The 13377-nt window shown below is 49.4% G+C and carries 6 protein-coding genes; all 6 read left to right on the top strand.

Annotated elements, in window-relative coordinates; all coding sequences use genetic code 11:
- Window positions 1-10: 10 nt before the first annotated feature.
- Complete coding sequence (locus tag HMPREF9944_RS03555; protein WP_244861105.1) at window positions 11-3271, top strand: SusC/RagA family TonB-linked outer membrane protein; 3261 nt, start codon at window positions 11-13, stop codon at window positions 3269-3271.
- Between the two features lie 23 nt (window positions 3272-3294).
- Window positions 3295-4911, top strand: a complete 1617-nt coding sequence (locus HMPREF9944_RS03560; RefSeq protein WP_008564495.1) for a RagB/SusD family nutrient uptake outer membrane protein — start codon at window positions 3295-3297, stop codon at window positions 4909-4911.
- 26 nt (window positions 4912-4937) lie between these two features.
- Window positions 4938-5729, top strand: a complete 792-nt coding sequence (locus HMPREF9944_RS03565) for a hypothetical protein (RefSeq protein ID WP_044113305.1) — start codon at window positions 4938-4940, stop codon at window positions 5727-5729.
- Window positions 5730-5838: 109 nt separating this feature from the next.
- Window positions 5839-7521, top strand: a complete 1683-nt coding sequence (locus HMPREF9944_RS03570) for a C10 family peptidase (RefSeq protein WP_008564499.1) — start codon at window positions 5839-5841, stop codon at window positions 7519-7521.
- A gap of 646 nt (window positions 7522-8167) precedes the next feature.
- Window positions 8168-11329 carry a SusC/RagA family TonB-linked outer membrane protein gene (locus tag HMPREF9944_RS03575; RefSeq protein ID WP_008564500.1) on the top strand — a complete coding sequence of 1054 codons (3162 nt, stop codon included), beginning with the start codon at window positions 8168-8170 and terminating at the stop codon, window positions 11327-11329.
- 37 nt (window positions 11330-11366) lie between these two features.
- Window positions 11367-12854, top strand: coding sequence for a SusD/RagB family nutrient-binding outer membrane lipoprotein (locus HMPREF9944_RS03580; RefSeq protein WP_008564501.1), 1488 nt, complete (start codon window positions 11367-11369; stop codon window positions 12852-12854).
- Window positions 12855-13377: the final 523 nt, after the last annotated feature.

The following is a 13377-nucleotide window of genomic DNA, read 5'->3' on the forward strand; positions in this document are numbered from 1 at the left end:
GAGAGATTTTATGGAAAAAAGACTAATGCTGTTTTTGGCCGGCCTATTCCTAAGTTTTGGAATAGCTTTGGCTCAAACACAAATTTCCGGAACCGTTGTCTCAAGTGAAGATGGTGAGCCCGTTATTGGGGCTTCTATCCGGGTCGTAGGTACCAATACGGGTACGATGACCGATGCAAATGGACGGTTTACACTGTCTGCACCGGCCGGCTCGCGCTTGGAGATTTCTTATATCGGTATGCAAAATAAGACGGTCAAGGCAGCTTCGAAGATGAACATCACCTTGGATTCGAATGACAAGACCTTGGACGAAGTGATGGTTGTTGCCTATGGAACGGCCAAGAAATCGTCGTTTACGGGTTCTGCTGCAGTCGTAAAGGCCGAAGATATCGCAAAGGTGCAGACCACGAACGCCGTAGAAGCCTTGCGTGGCAAGGTCTCGGGTGTGCAGATTACACAGGCTTCGGGTCAGCCGGGCACGGCTCCGACGGTTCGTATCCGTGGTATCGGTTCGATTAATGCGGCCCGTTCTCCGCTTTATGTTGTTGACGGAATGCCTTATGATGGTGATATCAACATTATTGCTCCTACGGATATTGAGAGTATGACTGTATTGAAAGAGGCCGCCGCCGCCGCTCTTTATGGTGCACGTGGTGCCAATGGCGTGGTCATCATTACAACGAAAAACGGTCGTTCTGGCAATGCAACCGTCACAGTTGATGCAAAATGGGGTGTGAACTCACGTCAGGTGCCCGACTATAATTATATAAACGACCCTGCAGGTTACTATGAAACATGGTACAAAGGTCTTTATAATTATGCCCGTGATACCTATGGTTACAGTGCAGTACAGGCCAATGCGTTTGCCAATCAGCACTTGACAGCGAGCGACAGTTACGGTCTTAACTACAATGTCTACACCGTTCCGACGGGTCAGAACATGATTGGTATGAATGGAAAGCTCAATCCTAATGCCACTTTAGGCCGCGTCATGACGGGCACGGATGGTGGAAAATACCTCTTGACTCCAGACAATTGGCTCGACAATATCTATCGTCATGCGCTGCGTCAGGAGTACACCGTGACGGGTGCGGGCAGCACCCAGCGGTCTTCTTTCTATGCTTCGGCCAACTATCTGAACATGAAAGGTATCTCCATTGGCTCTGATTATGCGCGTTTCACATCGCGTTTGAAAGCCGACTATCAGTTCAAACCATGGCTGAAGTTTGGTGTCAACATGAACTATGCACACTACAATGCGAATCAATTAGGTTCTGATGGTGAGGCTAATGCCTCCGGTAATGTCTTTGCTGCATCAAGAATATCTCCTATCTATCCGCTGTTCATTCGTGATGCCCAAGGCAACAAAATCCGCCATGAGGCTTCGGGTGGCTGGACCTATGACTATGGCGAAAAGAAGAGCCTCCTTGGTTTGGAACGTCCTTATATGGGAGGTAGTAATGCGCTTTCCGATGCATTGGTGAACAAGAACTATAACGAAGGTAACACGTTCAGTGCAACCGGTACGGTGGAAATTAATCTCCCCTTTGACTTCAAGTTCACTTCTACCAACAGCGTCTATGATGATGAATACCGTGCGCAATCAAGCAGGAATCCTTGGTTCGGCCAATATTCTTCTTCAAATGGTATGGCCGATGTAAGCCATGGACGTACTTGGACCTACAACTATCAGCAGTTGCTCAACTGGCATCGTCAGTTTGGCAAGCATGATGTTGAAGCAATGCTCGGCCATGAATACTACCATCGCCGCATAACGACGCTGGCCGGCCACAACAATAACATGTTCCTCAACAGTATTGTCGAGTTGAGTGCTGCCGTAACGACCAGTGCCATTGCTACTTCGTCCACGTCTGAATACAACACGGAAGGTTTCTTCGGCCGTGCACAATATAGCTATGACAACAAATATTTCTCTTCACTGTCATATCGCCGTGATGCTTCGTCTTACTTCGATCCCGACCATCGCTGGGGTAACTTCTGGTCTTTGGGTGGTGCATGGCTCATCTCAAAGGAAAAGTTCTTCCATGTAGGCTGGGTAGACGAACTGAAGCTGAAAGCTTCTTACGGCGAACAGGGAAATGACGACATTGGTTATTACAATTATGTTACTACTTACAGAATTCAGAACTCTAACGGAAAGCTTGCGCTTGCACCGCTTCAGTTGGGTAATGCGAAGATCTCTTGGGAGAAGAACGGCGAGTTCAATGTCGGTGTCGAGTTCTCTTTGCTGAAGAGCCGCCTGACAGGTTCTATCGAGTATTATAACCGCAAGACAACCGATATGCTTTCTTGGTACACCTTGCCGGCATCATTTGGTTTCACGGGTTACTATGACAATATCGGAGACATGCGCAATACGGGTGTCGAATTCGAATTGCAGGGCGACATCATCCGAACCAAGGACCTTACATGGTCGGCCCACCTGAATATGACCGCCAATAAGAACCGTATCATCAGATTGGCTGATGAAAAGAAAAACGCGGTAGTGGACGGAAAGCAAGGTTACCAGAGTGGCAATTACTTCTATGGTGAGAAGCTACCGATGTACACTTGGTATATATACAAGTATGCCGGCGTAGACCAAACTACTGGTGAGGCCCTCTATTATAAAAATGTATATGAGAAAGATGGGAATGGAAAGACCATTTACTACGACGCAAACGGCAATAAGGTCGATCAGTCTACCCATGGTGCACGCCCAAAGGTTGTCGGTCAGGAAACTGTCAAGACAACAGGTGAAGCAGACCTGTATCTTTGTGGCGACCCCAACCCCGATGCATTCGGCGGTTTCGGCACGAACCTTAGCTGGAAAGGCTTTGATTTTGCCGTAGACTTCACTTATCAATTAGGTGGAAAGGCTTACGATAATGGTTATGCAAGTGGAATGAACCTGGACAGAGGCCGTGCGATCCATGCCGATATCCTTGATGCTTGGTCGCCGACCAACAGGAATTCAAGTATTCCCCGTTTGAACTTCAACGATAAATACATGGCTGCACAGAGCGACCGCTTCCTGACTTCGGCTTCTTATCTCAATTTGCAGAACATCACTTTGGGCTATACGTTGCCGAAACCTGTTGTCCGCAACCTCGGCTTGACCAATATCCGTGTCTATGTTACGGGTGATAATGTGTGGTTATTCTCCAAGCGTAAGGGCTTCGACCCACGGCAGAGCGAGAGTGGTTCCATCACGAATGCCTACTATTCGCCAATCCGTTCCATTTCAGGTGGCTTGACAGTAACATTCTAATCATAATAGAAAAGGAAAAGAATATGAAAAAAATCAATCAATATATCTTGGGCTTGGGGCTGCTTGTTTTGTCTCTTTCTGCTTTCACCTCGTGTGAAGAAGAGACGGAGCCGGCTACTTCCTACGCGACGACCAATCAGATGCAACGTTCCTCTGCAGCGACGGAAGCCCTATTGAGTGCTATCCCGTCATCATTGAATACGGTTTGGGATCGTGGTTACCATTATAGCTGGGGCTATGGCTCTATCATGAAAATCAGAGACGTAATGACGGCCGACGAGGCGCTGTCGGAACGTGCTTATAACCAATATGCGCAGTGGATAGAATGCTCTGGTATCGGAAGAGACTATGCCGTGACACAGTTTATTTGGAACTATTTCTACAAGATGGTGCTGACAACCAACAACCTTATCCTCGCCGTAGACCCGGGAACGGCAACCACTCAACAGTTAGGTTATCTTGGGGCAGCCTATGCTTTCCGTGCGATGTTCTATCTGGATATGGCTCGTATGTATGAGTTTTTGCCGAACGAAAAGTTTCCTGACGGCAAGAATAGCGATGGTAACGTGGTCACAAACCTGACTTGTCCTATCGTAAAAGCCGGTATGAGCAAGGAAGATGCTCGCAAGAATCCTCGTGCTACACGTGAAGATATGAAGAAATTCATTGAAGGAGACTTGAATAATGCTGAGCAAAACATTGACAAGCTGACCGACACACGCGATAATACCCTGCCCGACAAGGCCTGTGTCTATGGTTTGAAGGCCCGGCTCTATATGTGGGTCGAGGACTATGCCAAGGCTGAGGAGTATGCAAAGAAGGCCATTGCTGCTGCAAAGGTGACTCCTGTGACTAAAGCTGTTGCCTTGAACCCGACAACAGGTTTCAATACGACCGCTCCTTGGATGTGGGGTTCTAACCAGACTGCAGACGCTATAACGGTGAAGACAGGTATTCTTAACTGGACCTCATGGATGTCAAACGAGACGACGTTCGGTTATAACGGTGCAGGCGCTGTGCATTGTATGATAGGAAAGGAACTCTATGACCGCATCAGTGATACTGACTGGCGTAAACTTTATTGGAAAGCCCCGGCTTCCAGCCCTTTGGCCGGCCAAGTTCCCTACTTAAAGGCTTCTTACAAGACAGCACTATCGACCTATGCTTCCATTAAGTTCCGTCCGGGTCAAGGTAACGACGGCGAGTCTTCCGTTGCTGCGGCCTGTGCCTATCCTTTGATGCGCGTCGAAGAGATGTATTTCATCGAAGCCGAGGCTGCGGCCCAGCAGAATAAGCTTGCCGATGCAAAGACGGTTTTGAATAATATCATGCAGACACGTGATGCAAACTACAATTGCCTACTCACGGACAAAGATGCTATTATTGAAGAGATCGTCTTCCAGAAGCGCGTAGAACTTTGGGGTGAAGGACAGAGTTTCTTCGATATCAAACGTCTGAACTACTCTGTCAAACGTGGTTACGCAGGCACAAACTTCTATGAACTCGGCCGTTACAACACCAACGGGCGGCCGGCTTGGATGAATCTCTGTATTGTTATAACCGAGGAAAACAACAACAGTGCGGTCAAAGGCTATAACAATCCTGACCCCTCGAGTCGTTATACTCCTGTAGTACATTAAATAAGTATTTCATAAAGGAAAAGGAAATGAAAAAGATGCTGAAATATTCATTCGCAGTATTGCTCGGCTTGTGTATTGCAAGCTTAAGCGCCTGCTCAGACGATTATAAGTATGAACCGGCACCATCTGATACAGGTGGCAACGCATACTTGGTTGCACCAAAGTCTGATACCGTTAAGTTTACTGAAGATCAGGCTCAAAAGCTCATTGTGCGCGTGGCTCGTGCCAACTCAGCCGGGGCGCAGACGGTTGCCTTGTCAAGTGATAATAAACTCTTCAAAGCACCGACTGATGTGAAGTTTGCTGCCGGAGAAAAGGCCAAGAACGTTGAGGTAACTTTCAATATGCCCGCAGGAAAATCAGAAAAGGTAAATATTGCCGTGGCTTCAAAAGACGCCTTTATCTACGGTCTGCCGGAGATAACCTATAATATTATCCGCTACAAGACCCATAATGTAACGGTTGCTTTGGGTATGTTTGGTAAACAGCCAAAACTGATTGTGCGCTCATACAGTACCAACTATGTGCTGTTGGCTGACGCGGAAAACGGTTACGACTACGACATCAAGTTTACGATTGATGAGAAAGGCGTGGTGACTGTTCCGGCCCAACCCGCTTGGAAGCATTCAAAATATGGAAAGGTTTGGGTGTGTGGCAATGAAAAAGACGATGTGAAGGTCACTGCAGATGGTGTCAATGGCTCCGGTATTGCTGGAACCTACGATGAGAGCACAAAGATGGCCACGCTGAAGTTGATACATGCCGTTCCCAATGTGGGAGCGTTCGGCACCAAGACCGACTATATCTTATTCCCGTAGACGCAAAATCCTCTGATATAACGAAAGACCGGACAGGCTTGTCTTGTCCGGTTCTTTTTTATATGTAAAAAGTTTTATTTCGTTTCTATCAAACAACACACCAATTCTAATGAGAAAGTTTTTACTCTTATCTTCTCTTTTCTTGCTGTCGGTGGGGATTCAGGCTGCCGACCGCAGTTTGTTGCAGAAGCGTCAGGCCGCATTGCAGGCACTGCGTGGCCTTGAAGCCTCGGCGCAGACACGTACAACCAGTCCGACTGCCGACCTGAAAGTCCTATCCGAGAACAAGGTGCTAACTGTCATGGGCTCGGAAGCAGGCTTTGCCATCATTGCCAACGACGACATTTTCCCTGCAGTTATCGGTTATTCCAAGGACTCCTACAATGCGGAGATCAATACATCTTTGCGTTGGTTCGTCAATGCGGCGACCGCTTCGATGAGCAATTACCTTGCAGAAGGGAAGAAATATGCCCCCGTCATTCCTACCGGAACATTCAAAACGGCGGTGAGCCCGATTGTGAAGACCGTGTGGAGCCAGTCGAAGCCCTATAACAACGACTGCCCACATTTGTCGGGAACGACACCTTACCCAACGGGCTGCGTGGCAACGGCATTGTCACAGATTATGAAGCACTACAATTATCCGGCCAAAGGTATCGGTAAAGGCACGTTGAGCGTCGTGGTCAATGGAAGTAGTACGATCATCTCGGCCGACTTTGGCAACACCACCTACGATTGGAAGAACATGCTCAATGACTATGACGCGGTAACTTATAATTCCGTGCAGGCCAAAGCGGTCTCAACGCTGATGGTGCAATGTGGCATTGCTGTCAGCATGGAATATACGCCGAGCGGATCGGGAGCCTATTCCAACGAGGCCCGCCATGGTCTGATCAAGAACTTCGGCTATAATGCCGGTATCAACCTGCTTTATCGCAATTATTATTCCACATTGCAGTGGATGACCATCATCTATAAGGAACTGAATGCCGGTCGACCGTTGTATTATACGGGTTCGGACAAGACCGAAGGTGGGCATGCTTTTGTGATTGACGGTTATAACGAACAGGGCTTCGTCCATGTGAACTGGGGTTGGGGCGCCAAAGGAGGCAACGGCTATTACGACATTGCGTTGTTGAACCCGCAGGGTTATTCCTTCAAAGAGGGGCAGGACATGCTCGTTGGCGTCTCTCCAGAAAAGGTAATGGACTATCATTCACATATTATTAGCGATGAGAGATTCTCTGCGATGAAGTTCGGACCGATGTTGAACGTCAATGCCGGAACCATGTACAACCTGACCGGCGAGAGCTTCACGGGCGAGGTTGCCATCGTGCTTCAGAACAACACGACGACAAAGGTGTTGAAGAAAAACTTTGTCGCAAGAGTTGCCAATCTCCACTCCGTAGGCGAGCTCAGTGATATGATTACGTTGCCGACGGGACTTGCTGACGGAACCTACCGACTGTTTGTCGGTACGAAGTCCGCCGAGTATCATGAGACGGAATGGCAACTCGTGCGCCGGGCGAAAGGAGCTGCCAATAGCTACAAGGTTGTCATTGCAGGCGGTGCTCTCCAAAGTATCGATGGCGGTACAGGCGACGATGGTTGGACGACGACAGGCATTAATGCGGTCAAGGTAGCCGATGCTTCTGCGCCCGTCACCGTCTACGACCTGCAAGGGCACCGGCTACTCAGCGTTCCCGCAGCTCAATTCAACGCGGACGCACTCCCGGTGCATGGCGTGTTCATCGTTAAGCAAGGTGACAAAAGTCATAAGATTGTGAGATAAGCACCTGAAAGAAGCATTTTCAAACACAAGCCCTCGTTACACTGCAACGGGGGTTTTTCATTTCTGTGGCTACCAATAGATGTGCTTTTCAACAAGAATAAAGATTTTTTATAATCGTGAATTTCCAACGAATTTGCAGGAAATTGGAATTTTTTCCTTTGTAATTCGTTGATAATTACGTATGTAAGCGTTTCAATATCGCTTATATCATAATTTTATTTCATTGCTATTTCTCTGCCGTTCCGGTTAATGGAACTCCCTGGAACCTCGCCTTGGAATCATAAACTTGCCACTTTTGCATCGCAAACTCGTGGTTTACGACCGGTTAACTTATGATTTTCCGATTGCAGTGCCACAGTTTTGTCTCCAAAAGATAAAAAGAGAGCGTTAGGAATGGAAGCAAGAAAGTTAGTTGAAGGCGCCTTTTCTTGCATTATTGTTGTATAAATCCGCAATTTTCGTGTTATTTGAAACAAATATCACCATATTTGAATTAAAATGAAAGTTTTTTACCCGAAAAAGCTTGCATATCAATTATACATTTCTTAACTTTGCATTCGATATTTTCAATCATAAGCAAGTCGTATCGGTGCTTGGTGGCAGTCGGACGGCTGATGTAATTTACAAATTTTAAAGAGAGAGATTTATGGAGAAGAGACTTTTGATGTTTCTTGCCGGTCTGTTCCTAAGCGTCGGAGCGGCCGTTGCACAGATGCAAGTGACGGGAACCGTGGTTTCGAGCGAAGACGGCGAGCCCATTGTCGGTGCTTCGGTCATGGTGGCTGGAACAAAGACGGGCACGTCGACCGACGTCGATGGTAAGTTCGGCTTAAGTGTACAAGCAGGCAGCAAGCTCGTGGTGACTTATTTGGGCATGCGACCGAAGACGGTCACGGCATCGGGTAACATGAAAATCAAATTAGACCCCGATAACCGTGTGCTCGACGAGGTAGTCGTTACGGCCATGGGCATCACACGCGAGAAGAAGGCCCTCGGTTATGCCTCGCAAGTGCTCGATGCCAAGGACTTGAACACATCAGGAACATCGTCGTTGGCCAGTGCCATGCAGGGAAAGCTGACGGGTGTTGACATTCGTACCTCTTCAGGAGCACCGGGTGCGTCGGCCCAAATCGTCATTCGCGGGGCGCGTTCCTTCGATGGTAACAACACACCGCTCTACGTTGTTGACGGCATGCCGATTTCTTCTACGCCCGATTTTGATACGGAAGACTCTGTCAAGGGGGCCGACAACGCCAGCCGAACGATTGACTTGAACCCCGATGACATTGCAAGTATCAACGTGTTAAAGGGACAGGCGGCATCAGCTCTCTATGGTATTCGTGCTTCGAACGGCGTAATTTTGATTACTACGAAGCGGGGTAGCAAGGCATCGGCCAAGCCCATCATCACCTTTTCGACCGATTTGAGCGCGCAAACTGTCAGCCGCAAGTTCGAACGGCAGACAGTTTACGCACAAGGTGCAGACGGAACGAACTACAATCCGAATAACTCCATGTCGTGGGGTCCGAAGATTGCCGACCTACCCAACGACCCTAAATACGGTGGAAACGTCAATAACACATACACCAACGGCGATCTCACGTCACATGCCGGCATGTATTACAACCCGAAGTATGCAGCGGCCGGTCTGAGTGGCTGGGCCAAGCCCGAGACCCATGATAACGTGGGCGACTTCTTCAGGACAGGTTTCACCCAAAACTCCACTTTCAACATCTCGCAACGCAAGAACGATGTGAGCTATTCGTTCAGCATCAGCGATACATATCAGAACGGTATCATCCCTTCGACGGGCATGACGCGGACCGGTGCACGCGGTGCTGTGGATTGGAAAGTGGACGATAGGTGGAAGGCAGGCTTCTCTGCCAACTATAGCTCCGTGAAAGTGAAGGCTGCACCGGGTGCCAATAGCGGCATCATCAACGTGGTTTATTCCGCTCCGGCCGAATATGACCTCAAAGGAACGCCCTATCACGCGCTGGGAAAGCCCACTTCGCAAATCCTCTTCCGCAACACGAGCTTCAATAATCCCTATTGGTGGGCGGCCAACGACGAATTCTCGCAGCACACGAACCGCGTCTTTGGCAATGCCTATGCGGAATTTACCCCGAAACTGAACTGGGGCGACCGCTACCACCTTGTTTTTCGCGAACAAGCCGGGCTCGACACGTACACCAGTAACAATGCCACTGTTGCCGAACTTGGCTCTGCTTACAACACAAAAGGCGAGGTGGAGAACTACGGAAAACAGAACAACATCTTCAATAACCTGCTCACTGCCAACTTCACGGCTAAGTGGGGAGCCAACAGGGAGTGGGATTTTGGGTTGGTACTTGGCAACGAGTTCAATCACGAATACCGTCGCATCTGGGACTACGACGGCTCCGGTCTGGCCTTTTATGGGCAACCCACCATTGCCAACACGGCCTCGGTAGACGCTCATGAGGAGTATCATGAGCAGGAACGCACTGTGGGTTTCTTCGGTCAGGCATCGCTCTCGTGGCAAGATATGCTCTATCTGACCGTCACGGGCCGCAACGACATGATTTCATCCATGCCGCGTGGCAACCGTTCGTTCTTCTATCCGTCGGTCTCTTTGGGCTGGATATTCACCGAACTTCCACCGCTGAAAGAGCATCCGCTGCTTTCTTATGGTAAACTCCGCTTGTCTTATGCACAAGTGGGCCAGGCCGGTCGGTTCTATAACAACTATATGTATGTCCCGACCTACGGTAGTGGCATGTATATCTACACGCCGATAAGCTATCCTCTTGGTGGTGCAAGGGGCTATGCGCCCTATTACGTGAAGTTCGATGAGAACCTCAAGCCACAGAACACGTCGAACTGGGAGACAGGTATCGACCTCGCACTCTTCAAAAGCCGTGTGAAACTGGAATATACGCTGAGCTATCAAGACGTGAAGGACCAGATCTTCGACGTCCCGACCGCAGGCTCAAGCGGCTATCAGGCTCTCCGTACCAATGCTGGCCGCATGACGACGTGGTCACATGAGTTTGCTTTGAACGCAACACTCCTCGACCATGCCGACTACAGCCTTGACTTCGGCCTCAATTTCACGAAGGTGACCAACAAAGTGAAGGAACTTGCCCACGGTGTTGAGAGCATCATGCTCGGTGGTTTCGTTGAACCGCAGATTCGTGCACAGGCAGGTTACACCTATCCCAACATTTATGGCAAGGCTTTCAAGCGTACGAAAGACGGCAGTCTGCTGCTCCGTAATGGCCTTCCGCAGGCCACTTCCGCCAGTGTCAACCTTGGTGAGTGTGCACCCGACTTCAATATGGGCTTCAATCTCCATGCCCGCTACAAGCGATTGTCGCTCGCTGCCACGCTTGATTGGCAGAAAGGCGGTTGCATGTACAATGGAACACTGCTCACGATGAACTTCTTCGGCGTGACGAAAGCATCGCTCAACTATCACGAAGGTACGATGGTTGCCGAGGGAATCGATGAAGCTACGGGAAAGAAGAACACCGTTAAGGTGAGCAAACAGGATTATTATCAGGCCTATAATGACGTGACTGAGGCCGGAATCTACGACACCAGCTATCTCAAGTTGCGCGATGTCACCTTGACATATCAGCTGCCTAAGTTCGCAGGTATCGACCTTTCGGTCTACGGTTTCGCCCGCAATGTGCTCGTATGGGCCAAGATGCCCGACCTCGACCCCGAGAGTTCACAAGGCAACGGCAACATGAGCGGCTACTTTGAACGCTACTCTGTGCCCAGCACTTCAAGCTTCGGCGGTGGCTTTAAGCTCACTTTCTAAACGTATATCAACAGTTATCAACGCAAAGCGTACAATTATGAAAACAAAATATCTATTCGGTGCCATCGCATTCTCATTGGCTTTCGCCTCTTGTTCAGAGGATATGATGGACCGTATCAACAGGGATGAGGCCCACCCCGGCATCAATCTTAACGCCCGACTCCAGCTGACCGAGACCGAAGTCTCAACGGTCTACTCCACGCTCTGTGGCAATTATGCGTGGTATGTGTCCTCTTTTACCGAGCAACTCTTTGGCACCGGAAACAACCAACTGCGCCAAGTTGAGGCCCGGAACACCTCAGAAGTGGCCGGAAGTCCGGTCTTTGAGAACGACTGGAACAGCACTTATCTCAACCTTCATAACCTCTCTCTGCTTCGAAACAAGTGTCAGGAAGGCGGTGTCAACGCAGGGGAATACGCCCTTTTAGGCATGGCTCAGACGCTTGAAGCCTTGAACTGGGCCACGCTGACCGACCTCCATGGCGACATTCCCTATAAGGAATGCTTCGTAAAGTCGGCTCCGAAGATCGACAAGCAAAAGGAAGTCTATGCGCGTGTGTTTGAACTTTTGGACAGTGCTCAAATCAATCTGGCCCGCGGGACCGATGATGTCAGCGACAATGATATTCTTTATAAGGGTAAAACCGACCAATGGTTGGCCTTCGTCCACGCCCTGAAAGCCCGCTATTTGCTGCGCACCTACGGCACGAACAAGACCAATGCGCAACTCCAGAAAGTCATCACTGAGGCACAGGCTGCCCTCGATGGCGGCTTCACGGGCTGCGAACTGGCTGTGTTCAACGGTCAAACGGCCGACAATTCTTGGTATGCCTACGCGCAAAGCCGTGAGTACACGGGTTGCTCTTCGACCGTAGAGAAGCTGCTAAGCGACCGCAACGACCCGCGCGAACCCATCTATAACTACAACAAATGGGGCAACAACGTTGTGGCAAATCCCGGAGATGACGCGATGGCTTCCGAAACGGAGTACGTCAATTGGCCTGCCTATTTGGAAAATGGTGCTGCACCTTTGCATGTGCTCAGCCTTTCCGAGCTCCACTTTGTCCTTGCCGAAGCCAAGGCACGCTTGGGACTTGACGCCACGACAAACTTCGAATCAGGGGTCAAAGCGTCTGTCAAAGACTTCTATCAGACAGGCGGAAGCGTCATCGACAAGACAATATCCGACAGCGAAATCGCTGCCTATCTCGCGGCAATCGGCCCACGTTACACCGCAAACCCACTGAAAGAAATCCTCATTCAGAAGTATATTGCGCAGTCACGTGACGAACAATTGGAGACCTATAACGATATTCGTCGCTGCCGTTTCATCGATGGTAGCTATCCCGTAAGCCTGACTAACCCCAACAATACTGCTGGAAGTGCCAACCGTTGGCCGCTTTGTTTGCCCTATGGTAACAGCGATGTGGTTTCCAATCCCAATGTCGCCAAAGCGTTCGGTTCGGGCAATGACGCCGGAATGTACGTCTATACGCAACCCGTTTGGTGGGCCGGTGGCAACTAACAGGCTGCCAATGCAGTATAAGTATGGTACCCCTTTTTCATGTTTCAGTTGACAGTTGACGAGTAAACGGGTGAATAAGTTGATTGTTGCGTGGCATGTAGGGACGCACGGCTCGTGCGTCCGCTTAAATGGGCTTGTTTATAGTCCGATTACTCCCCACTTGTCAACTTGTTTACTTGTCCACTTATCCACTTACTCTGCTTGAGCGGACGCACGAACCGTGCGTCCCTACATTCCCATCGTAACCATATCACATTTTAAAATGGGCCATTTCACCGTGCAACATCAGCCATTTTACACGATGAAATGGCCCATTTTGCACGCTAAAATGGCTGATATTGAAACGCAAGTCATAAGCTGTTGATTATCAATATCGCCGACACTCCGAACCGCTCGAATGCATGTAGGGACGCATGGTCCGTGCGTCCGCCCCGATAGTCTTGCCTATTCGCTTTTAATCAGCTTGAGTGGACGCACGAGCCGTACGTCCCGGCATGCCCATTTCGGCAATATTATGCTACAA

It is taken from the genome of Segatella maculosa OT 289 (genome assembly GCF_000243015.1).
Classification (GTDB): Bacteria; Bacteroidota; Bacteroidia; order Bacteroidales; family Bacteroidaceae; genus Prevotella; species Prevotella maculosa.

Excerpts from the sequence above, each read along its gene's own strand:
- HMPREF9944_RS03580 (WP_008564501.1), top strand. The coding sequence starts at position 11,367 with ATGAAAACAAAATATCTATTCGGTGCCATCGCATTCTCATTGGCTTTC.
- HMPREF9944_RS03565 (WP_044113305.1), top strand. The coding sequence starts at position 4,938 with ATGAAAAAGATGCTGAAATATTCATTCGCAGTATTGCTCGGCTTGTGT.
- HMPREF9944_RS03555 (WP_244861105.1), top strand. The coding sequence starts at position 11 with ATGGAAAAAAGACTAATGCTGTTTTTGGCCGGCCTATTCCTAAGTTTT.
- HMPREF9944_RS03570 (WP_008564499.1), top strand. The coding sequence starts at position 5,839 with ATGAGAAAGTTTTTACTCTTATCTTCTCTTTTCTTGCTGTCGGTGGGG.
- HMPREF9944_RS03560 (WP_008564495.1), top strand. The coding sequence starts at position 3,295 with ATGAAAAAAATCAATCAATATATCTTGGGCTTGGGGCTGCTTGTTTTG.
- HMPREF9944_RS03575 (WP_008564500.1), top strand. The coding sequence starts at position 8,168 with ATGGAGAAGAGACTTTTGATGTTTCTTGCCGGTCTGTTCCTAAGCGTC.